This window comes from Bradyrhizobium tropiciagri (genome assembly GCF_018130505.1).
Lineage (GTDB): Bacteria > Pseudomonadota > Alphaproteobacteria > Rhizobiales > Xanthobacteraceae > Bradyrhizobium > Bradyrhizobium tropiciagri_B.
This window is the reverse complement of record NZ_JAFCKH010000004.1, coordinates 419,406-440,819: the sequence shown is the minus strand read 5'-3', so window position 1 is coordinate 440,819 and position 21,414 is coordinate 419,406. Positions and strand designations below refer to the sequence as shown.

Here is a 21,414-nt window from a genome sequence, read left to right as displayed (position 1 = left end):
GTTGCAATGCTGCTGGTGGGTGTGTCGGTCGCCGAGGCCGCGCCGTTGTACGAATGTGCCGCCGGCGATACGGCCTGTCAGGCAAAGCGAAGCCGCATGTCCAGCGCGACCTATAATCGAAAAATCAGCGGATGCCTGGCCTCCGCGGGGGCAACCCGGGCCCAGTGGAGGGCGCACGCCGTGCCGCGGGCGCAGGCCGACATCGTCCGCGCTTGCCTAACCTCCGGGCAATAAAGAGCGGTCGAATTCCGTCATCGATCAGGCGCGGCCCGCCGCCGCGCCCGTTCCCTGAACCGCCCGATCATATGAATCAATCGTCACCCTCGCCCTGACCGCAATCTCAGCCGCCGTCATGCCCGGCTTGTAGAGGCTGCTGCCGAGGCCGAAGGCCAAAATCCCGGCGCGGACATAGTCGGCAAAATTCTGATCCGAGACGCCGCCGACGGCCGCGATCATCACCTCGGGCGGCAGCACGGCACGGATCGCAGTGATGCCGGCCGCGCCGAGCACGCTGGCCGGGAAGAATTTCAGGCTCGATGCCCCGGCCCTCGCCGCCAGCAGCGCCTCGGTCGGCGAGAACACGCCGGGCATCGTCACCATGCCGTGCACTCTGGCGCTCGCCAGCACCTCGACATCGACATTGGGCGACACCATCAGCCGGCCGCCGGCATCGTGCAGACGATCGACGTCGCCGGCCGACAGCACCGTGCCGGCGCCGATCAGAACTCCGGCCGGCGCGCGCTTTGCCGCCATCTCGATCGAGCGGAACGGCTCCGGCGAGTTGAGCGGGATCTCGATCGCGGTCATGCCGGCCTCGATCAGCGCACTCACGATGCCGTCGGCTTCATCCGGCCTGACGCCACGCAGGATCGCGACCAGCGGACGCGTCATCGGTGGAAACGGAATGCTCATGCGTTGATTCCTCGGATCTTCCATATCGCGGCCGCAGCGGCGGCGAGACCGCGGCGGACCGCTTCATCGGCATCGACCGAATGAAGCCGGATCGACAGCGTGTCGAAGGCCAGTCGATACAACAACTGCAAGCGTCCGGATGCAATCAAAGTGACTGCGGCTCCCGGCGCGCGCCCGGCCAGCGCTGCCGCCAATTCCGCGCCGATCAACGTGCCTGAAATGGTCTCACGCGCCGCCGATGCGCTGCCGCCGAACAGCAATTGCCGCGCGCGCACACGGAACAGCAGATTGGCAGCGCTTGCGGGCGCGGCAAAGGCATCCGCGACCGCCGACCGGAATGCGTCCTGATCCACCGCCTCCTCCGCACCGGCCACGGCATGCGTCAGGATGGTGTCGCGCGCGACCGCGCCGAACAGTTCCCCGGTCATGAAGGTCGCGAAGCGCTCGACCGTCCCGCCGACGGCATGCACCCATTTGGAATGCGTCCCCGGCATGCAGACGAGCGCATCTCCGGTCGCGTCCAGGCCCAATGCGCCGAGCAGCTGGGTTTCCTCGCCGCGCATCACGTCGGGCGCCGTGGCATCGCGCTGCGCGATTCCCGGCAGGATCCGGATGTCGCGCGGCTGCCCGTCGACCACGACCGCGCGGCCGAGCACATCGGAGAGATGCGCCGGCGTGTCAATGTAGCCGGCCTCGACCCAGCCCTGCCGCGCGCCCGCCATGCCGCAGATCACGACCGGGACGGCGGCCGCGACGCCGAGCGCATCGAGATGCGATTGCAGCACGGATGCAAAGCCTGCCCTCGCCGCCGCCGTCATGCCCTGGTCGCTGCGACGCTCGCCGAGCACGTCGCCGGACGCATCCATCGCCCAGAGCCGGAAGCTGCTGGTGCCCCAGTCGACCGCGACATAAGCAGGCCCGCGCATGCTGTGTTCCAAATCCTCTACCTACCGGCTCGCCGAATTGGCGATACCGGCGTTCATAGCGTCGTGCAAGCGCCGGAAAGACAGCAAAGCTCGGACAAATGATGTCGCGGAGAAAACGAGGCTGCATCCCATCCCAGCTGTCATCGCCCGGCTTGACCGGGCGATCCAGTACGCCGCGGCCCATCGGCTCAACTGTGGCTGCCTCTGGAATACTGCATCACCCGGTCAAGCCGGGTGATGACACCGAGGGTGTGGCGAGCGGTATGCCCACACGCGGCGTCGCCTTTGCCCACCTACGAGATCGCCCCGCCCTTACCGCGCGCCCTTCAGCGTGCAGGACGTCGTGCAGGTCTGAACGCTGCCGCGCTCGCACTTGATGCAGGCGTTGACGCACTGCTCCATGATCTTGGGATTGTAGCGGCTGTAGAGGTTGGTCGTGCAGGCATTGTTGGTCGAGCCTGTCACCTCCGGTTCGGGCCAGCAGCCGGACAGGCAAAATGCAGCGGCACTCAGAATGGCGACCTTGCGCATAAGGCCTTCCTGCCACGTTCTCCCCGAGTAACCTTGATAGGTTAGGTTAAATTCCGGTTTCAATTGCGGCCTTATCCGGAAGCAGTATTGCTTATCCACCGGACAATTCCCCAAGGTCCGGGCCCACACCGGCAAAGCCGTCAGGCCCCCCGCCTGGCGGCTTTGTTGGGTTTAGCAATGCAAGGACATGGAAATAAGATGGCCCGAAAGCCGCGCTGGTCGTTCAAGGAGGACCGTCGACTGATGGAATTGGCACGTGCCTCCAAATCGCTCGAGGAGGTTGCGAAGGCCACCGGACGCTCGCCCGACCGAATCAAGAAGATGGCGATGCGCCTCGGCCTGTCGATCAAGCCGAAGCCGCGGAGCGCCAAGAAGTAGTCCGCTACGGACCCCGGCGATCACAGCTAGATTCCCGGCGGGCACTCATCCTGCTTCGCCCGCACCGGGATCACCCGGCCCCCCGCCTCGACGGCGCGGATGCAGGTGGTGAGCACGAAGGCCACCCGGCTGCATTGCCACTCCGGCCCGAGGGCCCCGCTTGATACCGCCGCGGGCGAGACCACGCTCCACGACAGCAGGGCCGCCAGAACGGCGCACGTCACGACGGCGGTGGCGATCGCCACGCCCTTTCCGGACCACAGCTTGGACATCATGGCCTTGGTTCCAGTCGATTCCTGGGAGTCTAGGAACGGCCTGCCCCGGCCCATGTGAAACGAATCACAAACCGGCCTGAATATTCCGAACTGACCGTCGGGGCAGGATCTGGGATCGATAGTGCACTGCCGCAAGAACCGTCAGCGCGCCGGCTCGATCACATTGCAGTTGGTACGGCCCGACATCAGGCAGTCCTGCAGCTTGCTCGCCGCAGTCAGGTCATGGGCGAGCCAGAGGCCGACCGCCAGCATCACAACCGCCACCAGCAACCCGACCAGCGCGCCGCGGCGGCTGCCTCCGTCTTCGGGATCACTCATCTTCTGTTCGGGTTCCAATTGACCTGACCATCATGACCGCTTTGCCCGGTGGCGTGCGATCAAATCTGCAACAGTCGCGCACGAAATCGCCGCGGCGAAGCTGCACCCGTTGCGGGCAGTGATGGCATGCTGAAAAATGTTGCTGCGGATTCGCTAGTGCGGGGCGTGCCGATGAGCGAACAAGAAACGAGCCACGAGGCGAGCTACGATTATCGCCGTTACCAGCAGCTGCTCCTGCAGGCCGGTGACGAGGAGAGCCGGCTGCGGCTGATCGCCCTCTTGATCAGGGAAAAGGCCCGCGATCGCCTCGAGGCGCAGCGCGCCTCCGACCGGGCGGCGATGACGGCCGAGACCGTCGCCAGGGTGCTGGGCAACGGGCGGCGCGAGTTCTCCCAGCGCAATTAGCGGCTTCTCGAAAGCGGTGACCATCCGCTCACCAGGCGCTGGTCATGCGCGCGACCACGCATCGCGAGCCGGATTTGCTGTTGGCTCATATCTCTCCTGCTTGGCCGCAGGCCTTCGGCGCTGGCGTTTTCGCCGCGCTTCGCTTATTGAAACGCCGAACTGACTCCCCCAATTCCAGCATCCAACAGAAAGCAGCAAGGCTTCCTCTATGAGTGGCTTCAAGGAACCGGGTTTTGCCGACCGCGCGAAGGCGGCCCAGCAGGCGCGGCAGAACCTCCTCAACAAGTTTCGCGCCCAACCGGGTGCTGACGATCCGGCCGTAAAGGCACGGGCCGACGAGCGCGCGGCGATCGCCGACCGCCGCACCAAGGCCAAGGAAGCCCGTGAGGCCGAGAAGGCCGAACAGAAGCGCCTCGAGGAAGAAGCCGCCGTAGCCGAGGCCGCCCGCATCGCGCGGGAAAAGGAAGAGGAAGAGGCTCGCGAGGCGGCACTGCTCGCCGAGCAGAAGGCCAAGCGCGACGCCCGCTATGCCGCGCGCAAGGAGCGCGGCAAGAAGAAGCGGTAGGCCGCAGACCAGGCCCGCCGCCGCGGCGGGCCTGTGGACGGCGGCGCTGCGAACAGCGATCTGACGACCGCGTCAGTTCTTCTTCATCCCGTCGTCTTTCTTCATCATCGCGCCGCCATCCTTCTTCATGCCGTCGTCCTTCTTCATCATGCCGTCTTCCTTCTTCATGTGATCCTTGGACATCGTGTCCTTCTTCATCGCATCGTCCTTGCCCATCTTGTCCTGAGCGAAGGCGGCGGGCGCGAGCGCCACGGTCAGCGACAGCAGCGCGGCGGAAAGGGCGATGGAGGTCTTGCTGGTCATGATGAGGATTCCTTGTGTGGTCGGGTGTGAGCGCGACATCTGCCGCTCTCTCCTCGACGCACCGGCACCGTCAATCGTTACCTCCATGAAAAATTATTGAACCGCCGGGAGCCCCGGCGTTGGAAGACGCGACGCGCGCGAGGGTTGAACAATGACGCTGCGCCGCCGCGCCGCAGTGTGCGCCGCAACAACGGCGGGGCTTGCGGCCGGACGTCCGCCCGCACTATCAGGGCGCCTCGAACTATCAGACTAGAGAAGTTTCACAGGAAGTCCGGGTAAGCTGGCGCTCTGCCCGGCCTAACAGCCACTCAAGAAGCTCTTCAGGGGAAGAACAATGCTCACACGCCGCCACGTTCTCGCGTCCGCCCTCGCCGCCCCCGCCGTCCTGCGGATGGGCGTCGGCACCGCACACGCCGCGACCACGCTGAAGATCTCGCACCAGTTCCCCGGCGGCACGATCGATAAGGGCGACTTCCGCGACCGGCTGTGCCGGATGTTCGCCGCCGAAGTGGCCAAGCGCTCGGGCGGCGAGATCGCAGCCGAGGTCTATCCGAACTCCTCGCTGATCAAGACCAACGCGCAGTTCTCGGCGATGCGCAAGGGCGCGCTCGACCTCAGCCTCTATCCGATGCCCTACGCCGGCGGCGAACTGCCGGAGACCAATATCGGCCTGATGCCGGGCCTCGTCACCACCTACGACCAGGGCCTGCGCTGGAAGAAGGAGCCGGTCGGCAAGGCGCTGAGCGACTTCCTCGCCGATAAGGGCATCCTGCTGATCTCCTGGGTCTGGCAGGCCGGCGGCGTCGCCAGCCGCTCCAAGGCGATCGTGGCGCCTGAGGACGCCAAGGGCCTGAAGGTGCGCGGCGGCTCGCGCGAGATGGACATGGTGCTGCAGACCGCCGGCGCCGCAGTGCTGTCGGTGCCCTCGAACGAGCTCTACGCCGCGATGCAGACCGGCGCCTGCGACGCCGGCATCACCTCCTCCACCAGCCTGATCTCGTTCCGCCTGGAGGAGGTGGCCAAGTCACTGACCTCGGGCGCCGGTGCCTCCTACTGGTTCATGCTGGAGCCGCTGATGATGTCGAAGGCGATCTTCGACAAGCTGCCGAAGAACCAGCAGGACGTCATCCTGGCCGTCGGCGCCGAGCTCGAAGAGTTCGGCCGCAAGGGCGCGCAGGACGACGACGTCGAGGTCGCCAAGGTCTATGAGAAGGCCGGTGCCAAGGTCTCGGCGCTCGATGCCGCCATCGTCGGCAAGTGGCGCGACATTGCGCGCGATACCGCCTGGAAGGACTACAGTGCTAAGACGGCGAATGCAGCCAAACTGCTGAAGCTCGCAACCGACGTCGCCGCATGATGCATGGTCCGGTCGCGGATCAAGAGGAACGCACAGACACAGCCGTGGGCAACGCGCCCCTGGCTGTGCTCGCGCGCGCGCTCGGCTTCTGCAACAACGTCATCGTGGTGTTCGCCGCGATCGCCCTGATCGCGGCCTGCATGATCCTGAGCTACAGCGTGCTCGGCCGCGCTTTGTTCCACAGCCCGAACTACTGGCAGGACGAGGCCGCGGTGTTCTTGCTGGTCGGCGCCACCTTCATGACCTCGGCCTACGTGCAGAGCCAGCGCGGCCATGTCAGCATCGAAGCGTTCGTCGGTCTGCTCTCGGCGCGAGCCAACGCCATCCGGCTGTGGCTGGTCGATCTCGCAAGCCTGGCGTTCTGCGCTTTCTTCGCCTGGAAGTCCTGGACCCTGGCGCATGAGGCCTATGTCGACGGCCAGGTCTCCAATTCGATGTGGTCGCCGCCGCTCGCGATCCCCTATGTGCTGATGGCCGTGGGCATGACGCTGCTCTGCGTCCAGCTCCTGCTGCAGATCCTGATCCCGCTGACCGGTGGCACGCGCCGATGACCGTGTTTGGAATTGGCCTTTCCTACGGGCTCGCCACCCTGCTCGCGATGTTCTCGGGCATGCCGATTGCGTTCGCGCTCGGCGCCGTCGCGGTCGTCTTCATGGCGATCTACATGCCGGCGGCCTCGCTCGATACGGTGACGCAGAACGTCTACGAGGAGATGGCCTCGATCACGCTGCTGTCGATCCCGCTGTTCATCCTCAAGGGTGCGGCGATCGGCAAGTCGCGCGCCGGCCAGGATCTCTATTCGGCGCTGCATGCCTGGCTGCATCGCGTGCCCGGCGGCCTCGGCGTCGCCAACGTGTTCGCCTGCGCGCTGTTCGCAGCGATGGCCGGCTCCTCGCCCGCGACCTGCTCCGCGATCGGCTCGGCCGGCATCCCCGAGATGCGCAAGCGCGGCTATTCCGGCGGCTTTGCCGCCGGCATCATCGCCGCCGGCGGGACGCTCGGCATCCTGCTGCCGCCCTCGATCACGATGATCCTGTTCGCGGTCGCCGCAGAGAAATCCCTCGGCCGGCTGTTCCTCGCCGGCATCGGCCCGGGCCTCTTGCTGGTGACGCTGTTCGGCGTCTACGCGGTGTTCCGCTTCCGCAAGGAATACGCGATGGCCAAGGCCGCCTATGAGGCGACCGGCAAGGACGCCGCGATCCTGCAGCGCGACGAGTTCACCATGGCCGAGCGCTTCAGTGCCCTGCCGCGCGTGATTCCGTTCGTGCTGCTGCTGACCGGCGTGATGATCGCGCTCTATGGCGGCTACGCGACGCCGTCGGAGACCGCCGGGCTCGGCGGCCTGCTGGCGCTGGCGCTGATCGCGGTGATCTACAGCGTCTGGAAGCCGAGCGACCTGTCGCCGATCCTACGCTCGACCATCCGTGAATCGACCATGCTGATGATGATCATCGGCATGTCGCTGCTCTATTCCTACGTGATGAGCTATCTGCACATCTCGCAGTCGGCAGCGGAGGCGATCGTCGCGATGCACCTGCCGCGCTGGGAGCTGTTGTTCGCGATCCTGGTGATGGTGGTCGTGCTCGGCTTCTTCCTGCCGCCGGTCTCGATCATCCTGATGACCGCGCCGATCATCCTGCCGCCGCTGCGCGCCGCCAATTTCGACATCATCTGGTTCGGCGTCGTCATGACCATCGTGATGGAGATGGGCCTGATCCACCCGCCGGTCGGCCTCAACATCTTCGTCATCCGCAACGTCGCGCCCGACATCCCACTCAGCGAGGTGATCTGGGGCACGCTGCCGTTCGTATTGCTGATGATGCTCGCAGTGCTGCTGTTGTGCTTCTTCCCGGGGATTTCCACCGGGCTGCCGGACCTCGTGATGGGCCCGGACGGGAGCCGGTAAACTCCCTAGGATGGGTAGAGCGCAGCGAAACCCATCACCTTCGTGGGTTCGCTGCGCTCTACCCACGCTACGCAGCACGCTTCTTCTTCGCGTTCAGCGCGCTTGCGACGCGGCTGACCGGCGGACGACCGAGCAAGCCAGCAATCTCATTCGTCGCGCCGAGCAACCTCTCCATGTCGACGCCGGTCGCAATTCCCATGCCCTCGAGCATGTAGACCACGTCCTCCGTGGCAACGTTCCCTGTCGCACCGGGCGCGTAGGGACAGCCGCCGAGGCCGCCGGCGGCGCTGTCGATGACGCGGACGCCCTCCTCCATGCCGGCATAGAGGTTGGCGAGCGCCTGGCCGTAGGTGTCGTGGAAGTGCATCGCGAGGTTGGCCACCGGCAGTTCGGCGCTGACCGCGCGCAGCATCTCCCTGGCCTTGAGCGGCGTGCCGACGCCGATGGTGTCGCCGAGCGAGATCTCGTAGCAGCCGAGGTCCCAAAGGGTCATGGCAAGGTCGGCGACCGCCTTGGGCTTGATCTCGCCGTCGAACGGACAGCCGAGCACGCAGGAGATATAGCCGCGCACCCTGACGCCATCGGCCTTGGCGCGCGCCAGCACCGGCTTGAAGCGCTCGATCGATTCCGCGACCGAGCAGTTGATGTTGGCGCGGGAAAAGCCTTCGGAGGCGGCGGCGAACACCGACACTACCTTGGCGCCGGCGGCGCGGGCCGCGTCGTAGCCCTTCTCGTTCGGCACCAGCACGTGGAATTCGGCGTCCCTGACGTGGCTGACGCCGCGCAGCACCACATCCGAGCTTGCCATCTGCGGGACCGCCTTCGGCGACACGAAGGCACCGACCTCGACGGTACGAAGCCCGGCCGCCACCAGCGCCTCGACGAAGGCGATGCGTGCCTCGACGCTGACCGGCGTCTTCTCATTCTGCAGGCCGTCGCGCGGCCCCATCTCGATGATGCGGATATGACTGCTCATGACGCCGCCGCCTCGACCTCGGCAAGCTCGACGCCCTCGCCGACGATGTCGCCGACCTTGCATTTGAGCTTCTTCAGCACGCCGGCATAGGGTGCGCGCAGGGTCTGCTCCATCTTCATCACTTCCAGCGTCAGGATCGGCGCGCCCTTCTCCAGCGTCGCGCCCTCCTCGGCCAGCAGCGCGACCACGGTGCCCGGCAAGGGCGCCACGATCTTGTCCTCGCCGACCTGCTCCTCGCTCTCGCCGCCGAACGGATCGACCCAGTGCAGGTCGAAGCGACCGTTGCGGGTGCGCAGGTAGAGTTCGTGGCCCTCGATCACGGAGGCGACGCGTGACTTCACGCCGTTCAGCGTCAGGTCGAAGCCGGCCTCGTCAGACGACGAGATCGCAAATGCAAGCTCGCGCCCGCCCATCGACAGCGTCGCCGGTCCGCTGCCATAATGCAGCGTGATAGTTTGCGCGGGCTCGTGACCCTGCCGGAGCGAGAAGACGCGCTGACGGCGGCCGACCGGCTGCCAGCCAAAGGTCTGCCAGGGCGAGTTGGCAGCGCCCTTCGCGGCCTTCTGCTCGTCGTTGACGATCGCGGCCACGGCGGCGCAGAGCTCGAACTCTCCGGCCGCGCCGGTACCGGCGGTCAGGTTCTTCAGCTCGCGCTCGATGAAGCCGGTGTCGATCGCGTTGGCCCGCGTGTCCGGATGCGTCACGAGCGCCGACAGGAACGGGATGTTGGTGACGATGCCGCGGACATCGGTCTCCTCCAGCCCGCGGTTGAGCTTCTCGATCGCGGCCTGCCGGGTCGGCGCCCAGGCGATCACCTTGGCCAGCATCGCGTCGTAGTACGGCGAGACGCTGTCGCCGCTGCGATAGCCGGCATCGATGCGCAGGCCATCGCCTTCCGGCGGCGTCCGCCACGTCTTGATGCGGCCGACCGAGGGCATGAAGTTCTTCTGCGGGTTCTCCGCGTAGACGCGCGCCTCGATGGCGTGGCCGTTCAGCCTGATCTCGTCCTGCTTGAGCGGCAGCGCCTCACCGAAGGCGACGCGCAGCTGCCATTCGACGAGGTCGACGCCCGTGATCAGCTCGGTGACGGGATGCTCGACCTGCAAACGGGTGTTCATCTCGATGAAGAACACATCCTTGCCGTCGGAGACGAACTCGATGGTACCGGCGCCGACATAGTTGACAGCGCCGGCTGCCTTTCGCGCAGCTTCGCAGACCGTGTCACGCTGCGCGGCGTTGAGGGTCGGCGACGGTGCCTCCTCGATCACCTTCTGGTGCCGCCGTTGCAGCGTGCATTCGCGTTCCCAGAGCGAGAGCAGGTTGCCATGGCTGTCGCCGATGATCTGCACCTCGATATGGCGCGGGTTCTGCACGTATTTCTCGATCAGCATGCGGTCGTCGCCGAACGCCGCCTTGGCCTCGCGCTTGGCGCTGGTGATCGCGGCCGACAATTCGCCCGCCGAATTGACCACGCGCATGCCGCGGCCGCCGCCGCCGGCCGAGGCCTTGACCAGCACCGGGAAGCCGATCCGGTTGGCGGCCTCCGCCAGCGTCGCCTCGTCCTGCGCCTCGCCGTGATAGCCGGGCACCAGCGGCACGCCGGCCTTCTCCATCAGCGCCTTCGAGCCCGACTTCGAGCCCATCGCCGTCATCATCTCGGCGGTCGGGCCGACGAACACCAGCCCGGCCTCGAGGCAGGCCTGGGCGAATTCGGCATTCTCCGAGAGGAAGCCGTAGCCAGGATGCACCGCCTCGGCGCCGGTCTCCTTCGCCGCCGCGATGACGCGCTCGATGTTGAGATAGCTGTCGCGGGCACGTGCCGGGCCGAGCAGCACCGCCTCATCAGCGAGCGCGACATGCATCGCGTCGCGGTCGGCCTCTGAATACACCGCAACGGTGCGCAGTCCCATGGCGCGCGCGGAGCGGATGACGCGGCAGGCGATCTCGCCGCGGTTGGCGATCAGGAGCGTACGGAAACGCCGGTAGAGTTTTGAGCGGTCCATGGTCACATCCTGAACAGGCCAAACTTGGTGGGTTCGATCGGCGCATTGGCGGCAGCCGACAGGCCGAGCCCGAGCACCAGCCGCGTGTCGGCCGGGTCGATCACGCCGTCGTCCCACAGTCGCGCGGTGGCGTAATAGGGATTGCCCTGTTTCTCGTATTGCGCACGGATCGGCTCGCGGAATTTCTCTTCCTCTTCCGCCGACCAGCTCTCGCCCTTGGCCTCGATGCCGTCGCGGCGCACCTGGCTCAGCACCATCGACGCCTGCTCGCCGCCCATCACCGAGATGCGGGCGTTCGGCCATAGCCATAGGAAGCGCGGGCTGTAGGAGCGGCCGCACATGCCGTAATTGCCGGCGCCGTAGGAGCCGCCGATCACCACGGTGAATTTCGGCACGCCCGCGGTCGCGACCGCGGTCACCAGCTTGGCGCCGTCGCGGGCGATGCCGCCGGCCTCGTATTTCTTGCCGACCATGAAGCCGGTGATGTTCTGCAGGAACACCAGCGGGATGCCGCGCTGGCAGCACAGCTCGATGAAATGTGCGCCCTTCAGCGAGCTCTCGCTGAACAGGATGCCGTTGTTGGCGATGATGCCGACCGGATAGCCCCAGATGTGGGCGAAGCCGCAGATCAGCGTTGTGCCGTAGAGCTTCTTGAACTCATCGAATTCGGAGCCGTCGACGATCCGCGCGATGATGTCGTGCACGTCGAACGGCTTTCTGCCGTCGGCGGAGACCACGCCGTAGATCTCCTCAGCCGGAAACAGCGGCTCCTGCGGCGGGCGCATGTTGAGCTGTGCCTTGACCGGCTGCTTCAGCGTGCCGACGATACGCCGCGCGATGCCGATGGCATGGGCATCGTTCTGCGCGTAGTGATCGGTGACGCCCGATTGCCGCGAATGGACATCGGCGCCGCCGAGCTCTTCGGCGGTGACGACCTCGCCGGTCGCCGCCTTCACCAGCGGCGGACCGCCGAGGAAGATGGTTCCTTGATTGCGCACGATGATGCTCTCGTCCGACATCGCCGGCACATAGGCACCGCCAGCGGTGCAGGAGCCCATCACGATCGCGATCTGCGGGATGCCCTGCGAAGACATCTGGGCCTGGTTGTAGAAGATGCGGCCGAAATGCCGCTCGTCGGGGAAAATCTCGTCCTGCAGCGGCAGGAAGGCGCCGCCGGAATCCACCATGTAGACGCAGGGCAGATTGTTCTGCCGCGCGATGTCCTGGGCGCGCAGATGCTTCTTCACCGTCAGCGGATAATAGGTGCCGCCCTTGATGGTGGCATCATTGGCGACGATGATGCATTCACGTCCCGAAATACGCCCCACACCGGTGATGACGCTCGCCGAATGTACGTCACCGCCGTAGAGGCCATTGGCGGCCAGCGGCGACAGCTCCAGGAACGCGGTGCCGGGATCGACCAGCAGGTCGACGCGGTCGCGCGCCAGCATCTTGCCGCGCGACGTATGGCGCTTGCGCGAGGTCGCGCCTCCGCCGCCGGCGACTTCGTTGAGCTTGTCGCGGAGCTCCGCGACGAGGCCACGCATCACATCGGCGTTGCGGGCGAATTCGGATGATGTCGGATCGATCGTCGAATGAAGCGGCATCGGTGTTGCACGTTTCGTTGGAGGTGGGACTGCGGATCGGGTCACTGTCACCGCCGGCGTGGTGACAGCCCCTCACCCCGGCCCTCTCCCCGCAAGAGCGGGGCGAGGGAGAGGAAAGTTAGGCCGTCTTGGTGAACAGCTCGCGACCGATCAGCATGCGGCGGATCTCGCTGGTACCGGCGCCGATCTCGTAGAGCTTGGCGTCGCGCAGCAGACGGCCGGTCGGATAGTCGTTGATATAGCCGTTGCCGCCGAGCAGCTGGATCGCGTCCAGCGCACATTGCGTGGCCTTCTCCGCGGCGTAGAGGATCGCGCCGGCGGCGTCCTCGCGCGTGGTCTCGCCGCGGTCGCAGGCTTTCGCCACCGCATAGACATAGGCGCGCGAGGCGTTCATCGTGGTGTACATATCGGCGATCTTGCCCTGCACCAGCTGGAACGAGCCTATCGGCTCGCCGAACTGCTTTCGCTCGTGGACGTATGGCAGCACGACGTCCATGCAGGCCTGCATGATGCCGATCGGCCCCGCCGCCAGCACCGCACGCTCATAGTCGAGACCCGACATCAAGACGTTGACGCCGCGGCCAACGTCGGAGAGCACGTTCTCCTCCGGCACCTCGCAATCCTCGAACACCAGCTCGCAGGTATCGGAGCCGCGCATGCCGAACTTGTCGAGCTTCTGCGCGGTGGAAAATCCCTTCATGCCCTTCTCGATCAGGAAGGCGGTGATGCCGCGCGGACCGGCATTCGGATCGGTCTTGGCGTAAACCACCAGCGTGTCGGCGACCGGGCCGTTGGTGATCCACATCTTGTTGCCGTTGAGCACGAAGTGGTCGCCCTTCTTCTCGGCGCGGGTCTTCATCGAGACCACGTCCGAGCCGGCCGACGGCTCCGACATCGCCAGCGAACCGACATGCTCGCCGGAAATCAGCTTCGGCAGATATTTGCGCTTCTGCGCCTCGTTGCCGTTGCGGCGGATCTGGTTGACGCAGAGGTTGGAATGCGCGCCGTAGGACAGCCCGACCGAAGCCGACGCCCGCGAGATCTCCTCCACCGCGATGCAGTGCTCGAGATAGCCGAGGCCCGACCCGCCATATTCCTCCTCGACCGTGATGCCGTGCAGGCCGAGCGCGCCGATCTTCGGCCAGAGGTCGCGCGGAAACTGGTTGCTGCGGTCGATCTCGGCCGCGCGCGGCGCGATCTCGTTGGTCGAGAAATCATGCACCGTCTCGCGGATCGCATCCGCGGTTTCGCCAAGGTCGAAATTGAAGACTGCGGCCTGGTTCGACGCCATGATCCCTCCCTACAGGATTCATCTTGCAATTAAACGATCATACGTTTTTTTATTGGCTTCGCAAGCGGACCTGCTATGATCAGTGCATGAAATCCACAATCGGTTGAATTTGCTTGGATTTCATGAGATAAACATACGGTCGTTCGCTTGTTTCCGGTCCTCCCTGACAAGCCCAGACCCATCCGAGGCCCCCGATGGCACGTACGATCGGCTCACACGGCCCGAAGACGCTGGAAGCGATCCGCAAGGCCGGTGTGCGCCTGATCTACGAGCACGGCTACGAGGCGATGAGCCTGCGCCAGCTCGCGGCCGAGGTCGGCATCCAGGCCGGCTCGCTCTACAATCATATCTCAACCAAGCAGGAATTGCTGTTCGATCTAGTGCAGGATCATATCAACGATCTGCTGCGCGAGCTCGACCTTGCCCTCGAGGACAAGGGCAACCCGGTCGAGAAGCTGCGCGCCTTCGTCGCCTTCCACGTCACCTACCACATGACGCGCAAGCGCGAGGTGTTCATCGCCAATTCGGAGCTGCGCAGCCTCGACGGCAAGAACTACGACGCTATCGTGGCATTGCGCGGCGTCTACGAGCAGCGGCTGGCGCAGATTCTCGTCGACGGCGTGTCGGACGGCGACTTTGAGGTCGTCGACATCCAGGTCGCGACCTTCGCGATCCTGGCGCTGCTGACCGGACTCTGCACCTGGTACCGTCCCGGCGGCCGGCTGACGCGGGAGGCGATCATCGCCGCGCATGAGAAGCTGGTGCTGTCGGGTGTCGGCGCCGGAGCGGCGGTGACCGCCAAAGCGCACAACAGCGGCAAGCATGCCAGCGACGACCTGGCGGGCGAGCGCCCGTGACAGAACGCCCACAGTTCGATGACATCGACCTCAGGATCCTGTCCGAACTGCAGCGCGACGGCCGGATGCGGATCAACGAGCTCGCCGCGCGGGTCGGCATCACCGCCCCGCCCTGCCTGCGCCGGGTCCGCGCCCTGCGCAGCCGCGGCGTGATCCAGGCGGTCCGGGCGACCCTCGACGAACGCCAGCTCGGCTATGAGGTCACGACCTTCGTGCTGATCCAGCTCGACAGCCAGACGCTGACCGCGATCGAGGCCTTCGAGGCCGCGGTCGCCGCTGTGCCGCGCTTCCTGCAGTGCTGGCGGATCTCGGGGGATGCCGACTTCATGCTGAGATGCGTCGCGCCCAGCGTCGACGACATGCGCCAGCAGCTGCTGCAGTTCGCCGGGCTGCCCAATGTCCGTAAAATCAGGAGCTTCCCGGTGCTCGGCGTCTCCAAGGACGCCCCGCTGCCGATCCCGGGCAGCCTGGCGTCATCGAACCCGGCGGGTTGACCCGGCTACGTAGGGTGGGCAAAGGCGCGAAAGCGCCGTGCCCACCATTCACGTCGTGCTCGCGATGGTGGGCACGCTGCGCTTTGCCCACCCTACGACACGTCGGCCGACGCGTTAATGCGTCCAGGGCTCCCAGCGGCGGAAGGCGAAATTGTCGGCGTAGGCGATCTGGCGGTGCGCCGAATCCTTCGGCTCGATCACCTGGTAGGCGATGCCCTTACGCTCGCAATAGGCGATCGCCTCCTCCTTGGTGTCGAAGTGCAGGGTGAGCTGCTGCTTCATGTCGCCCGAGGAGGTCCAGCCCATCAAGGGCTCCACGGTGCGCGGCTGCTCCGGCTCGTAATCCAGTTGCCACTCACGGGTCTTGGCGCGTCCCGATTGCATCGCGTTTTTGGCGGGCTTAAAAATGCGTGCGGTCATGGATGGTCGGGCCCTTCGGGATATGCGACATGGAAGCGTTTGGAGGAAACCGCCGGGATAGTATAGAGACACCGCTCAGCGACGTGATCGGTGATTCCTTATTTCCGGAGGTACCCTTCGCCGGACCGGTATAGTCATTCTACCGCGCTGTGACAATCTGGCCCCGGGACCTCCTTGGAGTGTGCCTTGGGCCCGCGGCGCGGCCTTCTCGACAGCATCACCTCGAAGAAGCGGCGCCCCATGGAAATCCACGCTACCCTGCCCGACAAAGGACGTGACCTCCGGCTCGACCTGTTCCGCGGCATCGCGAACTGGGCGATCTATCTCGATCACATCCCCGACAACGTCGTGAACTGGATCACGACGCGAAATTACGGCTTCAGCGACGCCGCCGACCTGTTCGTCTTCATCTCCGGCTACACGGCGTCCTTCGTCTACGCCCGCATGATGCTGGAGCGCGGCTTCATCGTCGGCGCCACCCGGCTGACCAAGCGGGTCTGGCAGCTCTATGTCGCCCACATCATCCTGTTCGTGATCTACATCGCCTCGATCAGCTATCTGGCGCTGCGCTTCGGCGATTCCGAGATCATCAACGAGTTCAACGTCGCCGGCCTCGTCGACAACGCCACCGAGACGCTGCGCCAGGGCCTGTTCCTGAAGTTCAAGCCGGTCAATCTCGACGTGCTGCCACTCTACATCGTGCTGATGGGCCTGTTCCCGCCGGTGCTGTGGTTTATGCTGCGCCAGCCGAACTGGACCATGCTGGCCTCGATCGCGCTGTGGCTGGTGTCGCGGCAGCTGGGCTGGAACCTGCCGGCCTATCCGGCCGGGACCTGGTACTTCAATCCGTTCGCCTGGCAGGTGCTGTTCGTGTTCGGCTCGTGGTGCGCGATGGGCGGCGCCCGCAACAACATGCACATCATCAATTCGCGCTACACGCTCTGGTTCTGCATCGCCTACATGATCTTCGCGCTGATCATGACCATGGCCGGCCGCTTCCCGGACTTCGGCGCCATGTTCCCGGACTGGCTCTATTCGGCGTTCAACCCGAACGACAAGACCAACCTCGCGCCCTACCGCTTCCTGCACTTCGTGGTGATCACCGTGCTGGTGATCCGCTTCGTCCCGAAGGACTGGGCGGCGCTGGAGTGGAAGATATTCGATCCCTTGATCGTCTGCGGCCAGCAATCGCTCGCGGTGTTCTGCGTCGGCGTGTTCCTGTCGTTCGTCGGGCATTTCGAACTCTCGATGAGCTCGGGCTCGCTGTTCGCGCAGATCTTCGTGTCGATCTCCGGCATCGCGATCATGACGATCGTGGCCTACTACATCTCGTGGTCGAAACGGCAGGACAAGCCGGTCAAGCCGCCGGCGCCCAAGCCGGCGGCGCCGGCCAAGGCCGGCTGAACCAGGTTCGGGCTAGAAACAGGTTCTAGCCGCCGCGATTGCGGTCCTGCGTGCTCGAGGCGACGATGGTCGAGACGTCGCCGAACGTGGTCATGACCGGCGCGACGACCCGGTGCATCCTGGTCTTGGACACCACGGTGTCGTGTAGCACGAGATTGTCGATCCCCGTGGTCAGGAAACAGCTCACGGCGTCCTGCGGCGTCTCGATGATCGGCTCGCCCTTGACGTTGAAGGAGGTATTGATCAGCACCGGCACGCCGGTCAGCGCTTCGAACTCCTTCAGCAGGCGATAGAGCATCGGGTTGGTGCTCTCCCGCACGCTCTGCACGCGCGCGGTGCCGTCGACATGCACGATCGCGGGGATCTTGTCGCGCCATTCGGGGCGCACCGGCTTTGCGATCAGCATGAAGGGCGAGTCCTCCTCGCCCTCGAAAATCTCCGTCATGCGCTCGGCCAGCACGAGCGGCGCGAACGGGCGGAACGCCTGCCGGTGCTTGACCCGGCTGTTGAGGATGTCTTTCATCTCGGCCTTGCGCGGATCAGCCAGCAGGCTGCGATTGCCGAGCGCACGCGGGCCGAATTCGGACGGCCCCTGAAACCAGCCGATCACGCGCTGCTCGGCCAGCAGCCTTGCGGTGTCGCGGCAGACGTTGTCGCTGCGCCGCGCGTCGACCTGGATGCGCACCAGAAAGTCTTTCAGCGCCGACGCCACCTCGGCGTCGCTGTAGGGCCTGCCGACATAGGCGTGCTCCATCACGAAGGCGCGCCGCTGCTTGAGCACTTCGAGCCAGCCGTAATAGGCGCAGCCGATCGCGATGCCGTCGTCGCCGGCGGCGGGCTGGATCCAGATGTTCTCGAAGCCGGCCTCGCGCGCGACACGCCCGTTGGCCACGCAGTTCAGCGCGACGCCGCCGGCGATGCAGAGGTTCTTGGCGCCGGTGGTCTCGCGCAGCCAGCGCGCGCGCGCCAGCAGCACGTTCTCGGTGTCGTCCTGCACCCGCCAGGCGATGTCCTCCCAGTGCCGCATCGCCGGGTTCTTGTCCCAGCTGCCGCTGTCGAGCACGTAGGGCCGCTGGTTCTCGGCACTCCAGAACGGGATGCTGAGCTTGCCGTCGGTGATGTCAAGCAGATGGCCGACCTCCTCGCGGCGGCCATAGGGCGCAAGCCCCATCAGCTCGCCGCACTTGTTCCAGTCGCCGAACACATAGGTCGAGACGCGGCTGTAGAGCGCGCCAAGACCCGGCATGTTGTAGAACTCGTCCGACAGCAGCCCACGCGCAGGCTCCATCCAGACCTTCTTCAAGCATTCCAGACGGGTGTCGTCGAATTTGTAGTAGCTCTCGGATTCGCGGGCCAGCGGCGTCGCCGCATCGGCGGGATAGGCCTCCATCACGTCGGCCTGGTAGTTGCCGACGCCGTCGACGATCATCACAACACCGTCCCTGAACGGCGACACCGCAAACGCGCTGTAGGCGTGTGCAAGGTGATGCGAGATCGACACCACTTTGTCGGACTTCGAGCGAAACAGCGGGTGCTTCTCCGCGTCGTCGCGCTCGGCGATCGGCAGGAAGCCCGGCATATCCTGGTGCGCCAGCCGCTCCTCCATCTCCGGCACCGGCAGGATGTAACTGTTGCGCACGACGAGATCGACGTCGTCGAGCGTGATGCCCTCGGCCTCGAGGCAATAGTCGATCACCTCCTTGTAGAAGCCGGAGGCATGCTTCTCGCGGGTGATGCGCTCCTTGGCGATCGCAAAGGCTATCGCACCGTCACGCAGCAGGCAGGCGCTCACGTCATGGTCGTAGGTGTTGAGACCAAGCACGTAGATGTGTTGTTTCGGCATGGGGACTCTTCAGGGACGGACTTCAACGTTCGAGAGTACGATCATGTCGACTTCAAGTTCACGATCAGTCATCCCGAGCTTTCGCAGATATTCGATGCGGCAGCGCACAATCCAACCAAGATCAGATGAACAGAATGAACGGCAGATGAACGGAAAGATGAACGCAACACCATGATTTTCCTTCATAATCGGGACTGTAACTTGACTTGGGCGTTCGTCTCAATAGAGTTGCAAGAAGTCGCAAGAACCTTCGTGAAAATATTGTCTTGGCGTATGCGAACCGAATGCCGGTCTCGCGCGTCAAAGCAAGACGGCCAACATCGGTTCAGATGTTTTGGAAGTACCGGGAGATCTTCAGAATGACCAAACGCTACAATATCCTGACTCGTTGCCTCGCAGCGGTCGCTTTATTGTTCGTGTATGTCGTCAGCACCTCCGCCATTCTGGTTGGTGCGACCACTTCGCCTGCGCAGGCCTACCGCGGACGCGGCGGTGGTTGGGGCTATCGCGGTGGCGGCTATCGCGGCGGCTGGGGTCGTGGTTACGGCTATCGCGGCGGCTGGGGCCGCGGCTACGGCTATCGCGGCTACGGCTACGGCGTCGTCGGTCCGCGTTGCTGGTGGACCCCGCGCGGCGTTCGCGTCTGCCGCTGGTAACAGCGCTTCGCTCCACGCACATATTGCAGCAGAGATTGTTGGGTGCGCCGGCTCCGGCGCACCTTTTTTTTTGGCGCGCAGCCGCACTGACGCAGCCATGCTGACGTCATGCAAGAAAGAGCCCCGGGAGACCGCCGGGGCTCTAGTCACGGGAGAGAACTTCGCAAATCAGAAGTGCTGGCGGCACCGTCGCCGGGCCGGTCATCCAAATCAGGACACCACCACTACGTGCATGAAAGCACAATTTGCCGCCTTGGGCTGTCGCCAAACAGTCACAACCTGCCGCAAACGATCCACTGTCCCGGGTTCCCGCCGATCGACCTAGCCATCGAGGATGGCGACCGCCCGCGTCCATCCCGCCGAGGCGCGCTCGATCTTCACCGGGAAGCAGGACACCATGAAGCCGGTCGGCGGCAGCTGTTCCAGATTGTGCAGCTTCTCGATGTGGCAGTAGCCGATGTGCCGCCCGGCCTTGTGCCCTTCCCAGATCAGGCTGGCATCCTTTGTCTCGGCGTACTTCTTCGCGGTGTAAACGAACGGTGCATCCCAGCTCCAGCCGTCGATGCCAGTCAGCCGCACGCCGCGTTCGAGCAGATACATCGTCGCCTCATAGCCCATGCCGCAGCCCGAGGTGACGTAGTCCGGCCGGCCGTATTTCGCGCCCGCGCTGGTATTGACGACGACGATCTCCAGCGGCGACAGCGTGTGGCCGATGCGCCTCAGCTCGGCCTCGACATCGGCGGCGGTCGCGACATAGCCGTCGGGCAGATGCCGGAAGTCGAGCTTCACACCGGGTTGAAAGCACCAGTCGAGCGGCACCTCGTCGATGGTCCAGGATCGCTCGCCGCGGTTCATCGTCGGATGAAAATGCCAGGGCGCGTCGAGATGCGTGCCGTTGTGGGTCGAGAGCGAGACCTGCTCGACCGCCCAGCCCTGCCCGTCCGGCACATCCTCCGCCTTCAGCCCGTCGAAGAACTGCAGCATGCGCGGCAGGCCCTGCTGGTGATCGATATACTGGATGGTCGGATGATTGCCCGGCGGATCGGCCGGAACGTCGTTCTGCAGGGGAACGGAGATGTCGATCAGTCGGCGCGCCATGGTGTCCTCACGGATTGTTCTTTTGCGGCAGCGCCAGCCTGCCAGCACGACCGGCCGATCGGCAAGGCACGTCCGCTTGATACCGAACGGCTTCGGACCTGCGGCAAGCTGCAACGACGATTTGCTCGAACCTTTTCGCGGCTGGCGAGACTCATAGACGCTGGGGATTTGAGGGCCCAGTCATTCGCGCAGCGCTGTCTGGACGATTATATTCCGCCCAGACGGCGCTGTTGCATTCCACGATGCAATCTCCAGCTTAGAAATACGTCGGCGGCGCCGCCCTTAAATCCTCATTGCCGCCGGCTGAAAACCCCGCCCGCGTTGCGGGGTTTTCATTTGTCGGCACGTCGCGCCTCGCGGACGCACGCCGACAGCCGCTTCACCTCTCATGATGCCGAATTGCTCAGGCCTGCAGGTCGCTGTCGTGCAGCGAAATCCGGGCCTCGCGCACCAGGTCAATCAGGGATGAACAGAACAACAGAAGCGCGCCGATGAACAACAGCGCGACGCCATATTCATGCGCCATGCTGAACCATGCGCTGATGAATGCGACGATGATGATGAGGCCGGTGAAGATCGAAGAGATCACCGCACATATCAATGCCCGGTTCAGCAAGGCAGCGCGACGCTTCAGACGCGGCAGGTCGGCTTTCAGGTGAGCCTTGGATTCGTGATCGCCGGGGATGGCGTGCAGAAACTGAGCCCGATCGACCACGCGATTGATCCTGCCTACCAGCACCGAAATGAAGCTGGCGACGGCGCCCAATAGGAAAGCCGGCGCCGCAACAGTCGCAATGATTCTGCTGAGCTGGTCTATCGAAGGCGTCACTATGGACAGCATCTTGTCACGCTTCGCCTCCGATGAACTCAAGACTAGCCAGGAGACGGC

24 protein-coding genes are annotated in these 21,414 nt (G+C 64.9%); 10 read left to right on the top strand and 14 right to left on the bottom strand.

Going from position 1 to position 21,414, the window contains the following annotated elements:
* Positions 1 to 258: 258 nt before the first annotated feature.
* From JQ633_RS12905 to JQ633_RS12895, 3 genes are all read right to left on the bottom strand, one after another.
* Positions 259 to 912 (bottom strand): 2-dehydro-3-deoxy-6-phosphogalactonate aldolase, encoded by a 654-nt coding sequence (locus JQ633_RS12905; RefSeq protein WP_211985391.1) that lies wholly within the window; start codon positions 910 to 912, stop codon positions 259 to 261.
* Positions 909 to 1,838, bottom strand: a complete 930-nt coding sequence (locus JQ633_RS12900) for a 2-dehydro-3-deoxygalactonokinase (protein WP_211985390.1) — start codon at positions 1,836 to 1,838, stop codon at positions 909 to 911. Before JQ633_RS12900 ends, JQ633_RS12905 begins: the two co-directional genes overlap by 4 nt.
* Before the next feature lie 312 nt (positions 1,839 to 2,150).
* Complete coding sequence (locus tag JQ633_RS12895; protein ID WP_211985389.1) at positions 2,151 to 2,369, bottom strand: hypothetical protein; 219 nt, start codon at positions 2,367 to 2,369, stop codon at positions 2,151 to 2,153.
* A gap of 198 nt (positions 2,370 to 2,567) precedes the next feature.
* Here JQ633_RS12895 and JQ633_RS12890 point away from each other — a divergent pair, with 198 nt between their 5' ends.
* Positions 2,568 to 2,747 (top strand): hypothetical protein, encoded by a 180-nt coding sequence (locus JQ633_RS12890; RefSeq protein ID WP_211985388.1) that lies wholly within the window; start codon positions 2,568 to 2,570, stop codon positions 2,745 to 2,747.
* Positions 2,748 to 2,773: 26 nt separating this feature from the next.
* Here the strand turns inward: JQ633_RS12890 and JQ633_RS12885 are convergent, their stop codons facing one another.
* Positions 2,774 to 3,022 carry a hypothetical protein gene (locus JQ633_RS12885; protein WP_211985387.1) on the bottom strand — a complete coding sequence of 83 codons (249 nt, stop codon included), beginning with the start codon at positions 3,020 to 3,022 and terminating at the stop codon, positions 2,774 to 2,776.
* A 141-nt stretch (positions 3,023 to 3,163) separates the two neighbouring features.
* Positions 3,164 to 3,340, bottom strand: coding sequence for a hypothetical protein (locus JQ633_RS12880; protein WP_211985386.1), 177 nt, complete (start codon positions 3,338 to 3,340; stop codon positions 3,164 to 3,166).
* Positions 3,341 to 3,511: 171 nt separating this feature from the next.
* Between JQ633_RS12880 and JQ633_RS12875 the strand changes: the two genes are divergently transcribed.
* Together JQ633_RS12875 and JQ633_RS12870 are read left to right on the top strand one after the other, a co-directional pair.
* Entirely contained in the window at positions 3,512 to 3,745 is a 234-nt protein-coding gene (locus tag JQ633_RS12875) for a hypothetical protein (RefSeq protein WP_211985385.1), read from the top strand.
* A gap of 208 nt (positions 3,746 to 3,953) precedes the next feature.
* Entirely contained in the window at positions 3,954 to 4,310 is a 357-nt protein-coding gene (locus tag JQ633_RS12870; protein ID WP_211985384.1) for a DUF6481 family protein, read from the top strand.
* A gap of 72 nt (positions 4,311 to 4,382) precedes the next feature.
* Here JQ633_RS12870 and JQ633_RS12865 read toward each other — a convergent pair whose 3' ends face one another.
* The gene (locus JQ633_RS12865) at positions 4,383 to 4,613 is read right to left on the bottom strand and encodes a pentapeptide MXKDX repeat protein (protein WP_211985383.1); all 231 of its coding nucleotides are present in this window, start codon (positions 4,611 to 4,613) and stop codon (positions 4,383 to 4,385) included.
* 334 nt (positions 4,614 to 4,947) lie between these two features.
* Between JQ633_RS12865 and dctP the strand changes: the two genes are divergently transcribed.
* The 3 genes from dctP to JQ633_RS12850 are packed head-to-tail and all read left to right on the top strand — an operon-like array spanning position 4,948 to position 7,876.
* Positions 4,948 to 5,970: a TRAP transporter substrate-binding protein gene (gene dctP, locus JQ633_RS12860; RefSeq protein ID WP_211985382.1), complete on the top strand. Its 1,023-nt coding sequence runs from the start codon at positions 4,948 to 4,950 to the stop codon at positions 5,968 to 5,970.
* Positions 5,970 to 6,521 (top strand): TRAP transporter small permease, encoded by a 552-nt coding sequence (locus JQ633_RS12855; RefSeq protein WP_433995651.1) that lies wholly within the window; start codon positions 5,970 to 5,972, stop codon positions 6,519 to 6,521. The genes dctP and JQ633_RS12855 overlap by 1 nt, the downstream gene beginning before the upstream one ends.
* Complete coding sequence (locus tag JQ633_RS12850) at positions 6,518 to 7,876, top strand: TRAP transporter large permease (protein WP_211985380.1); 1,359 nt, start codon at positions 6,518 to 6,520, stop codon at positions 7,874 to 7,876. Before JQ633_RS12855 ends, JQ633_RS12850 begins: the two co-directional genes overlap by 4 nt.
* 67 nt (positions 7,877 to 7,943) lie before the next feature.
* On the opposite strand, the gene JQ633_RS12845 is transcribed toward JQ633_RS12850, so the two are convergent.
* The 4 genes from JQ633_RS12845 to JQ633_RS12830 all read right to left on the bottom strand — a co-directional run bounded on the left by JQ633_RS12845 (position 7,944) and on the right by JQ633_RS12830 (position 13,753).
* A complete protein-coding gene (locus JQ633_RS12845) occupies positions 7,944 to 8,852 on the bottom strand; it encodes a hydroxymethylglutaryl-CoA lyase (protein WP_211985379.1) in 909 nt (302 codons plus the stop codon).
* Positions 8,849 to 10,855: an acetyl/propionyl/methylcrotonyl-CoA carboxylase subunit alpha gene (locus tag JQ633_RS12840; RefSeq protein WP_211985378.1), complete on the bottom strand. Its 2,007-nt coding sequence runs from the start codon at positions 10,853 to 10,855 to the stop codon at positions 8,849 to 8,851. The genes JQ633_RS12845 and JQ633_RS12840 overlap by 4 nt, the downstream gene beginning before the upstream one ends.
* A 2-nt stretch (positions 10,856 to 10,857) precedes the next feature.
* Positions 10,858 to 12,462 (bottom strand): carboxyl transferase domain-containing protein, encoded by a 1,605-nt coding sequence (locus JQ633_RS12835; protein WP_211985377.1) that lies wholly within the window; start codon positions 12,460 to 12,462, stop codon positions 10,858 to 10,860.
* A 118-nt stretch (positions 12,463 to 12,580) separates the two neighbouring features.
* A complete protein-coding gene (locus tag JQ633_RS12830) occupies positions 12,581 to 13,753 on the bottom strand; it encodes an isovaleryl-CoA dehydrogenase (protein ID WP_211985376.1) in 1,173 nt (390 codons plus the stop codon).
* A 194-nt stretch (positions 13,754 to 13,947) separates the two neighbouring features.
* On the opposite strand from JQ633_RS12830, the gene JQ633_RS12825 reads away from it, so the two are divergent.
* Both JQ633_RS12825 and JQ633_RS12820 read left to right on the top strand, forming a co-directional pair.
* On the top strand, positions 13,948 to 14,610 hold the full coding sequence (locus tag JQ633_RS12825; RefSeq protein ID WP_249159227.1) for a TetR/AcrR family transcriptional regulator: 663 nt from the start codon (positions 13,948 to 13,950) through the stop codon (positions 14,608 to 14,610).
* On the top strand, positions 14,607 to 15,104 hold the full coding sequence (locus tag JQ633_RS12820) for an Lrp/AsnC family transcriptional regulator (protein WP_211985375.1): 498 nt from the start codon (positions 14,607 to 14,609) through the stop codon (positions 15,102 to 15,104). The genes JQ633_RS12825 and JQ633_RS12820 overlap by 4 nt, the downstream gene beginning before the upstream one ends.
* A gap of 114 nt (positions 15,105 to 15,218) precedes the next feature.
* Here JQ633_RS12820 and JQ633_RS12815 read toward each other — a convergent pair whose 3' ends face one another.
* Positions 15,219 to 15,524, bottom strand: a complete 306-nt coding sequence (locus JQ633_RS12815) for an ETC complex I subunit (protein WP_211985374.1) — start codon at positions 15,522 to 15,524, stop codon at positions 15,219 to 15,221.
* 240 nt (positions 15,525 to 15,764) lie between these two features.
* On the opposite strand from JQ633_RS12815, the gene JQ633_RS12810 reads away from it, so the two are divergent.
* Entirely contained in the window at positions 15,765 to 16,928 is a 1,164-nt protein-coding gene (locus JQ633_RS12810) for an OpgC domain-containing protein (protein WP_211985373.1), read from the top strand.
* Positions 16,929 to 16,953: 25 nt separating this feature from the next.
* On the opposite strand, the gene JQ633_RS12805 is transcribed toward JQ633_RS12810, so the two are convergent.
* Entirely contained in the window at positions 16,954 to 18,771 is a 1,818-nt protein-coding gene (locus tag JQ633_RS12805) for a carbamoyltransferase family protein (protein ID WP_211985372.1), read from the bottom strand.
* Positions 18,772 to 19,130: 359 nt separating this feature from the next.
* On the opposite strand from JQ633_RS12805, the gene JQ633_RS12800 reads away from it, so the two are divergent.
* Positions 19,131 to 19,427, top strand: coding sequence for a hypothetical protein (locus JQ633_RS12800; protein ID WP_211985371.1), 297 nt, complete (start codon positions 19,131 to 19,133; stop codon positions 19,425 to 19,427).
* A 321-nt stretch (positions 19,428 to 19,748) separates the two neighbouring features.
* Here JQ633_RS12800 and JQ633_RS12795 read toward each other — a convergent pair whose 3' ends face one another.
* The gene (locus JQ633_RS12795; RefSeq protein WP_211985370.1) at positions 19,749 to 20,525 is read right to left on the bottom strand and encodes a cyclase family protein; all 777 of its coding nucleotides are present in this window, start codon (positions 20,523 to 20,525) and stop codon (positions 19,749 to 19,751) included.
* A 403-nt stretch (positions 20,526 to 20,928) separates the two neighbouring features.
* The gene (locus JQ633_RS12790; RefSeq protein ID WP_211985369.1) at positions 20,929 to 21,366 is read right to left on the bottom strand and encodes a DUF2721 domain-containing protein; all 438 of its coding nucleotides are present in this window, start codon (positions 21,364 to 21,366) and stop codon (positions 20,929 to 20,931) included.
* Positions 21,367 to 21,414: the final 48 nt, after the last annotated feature.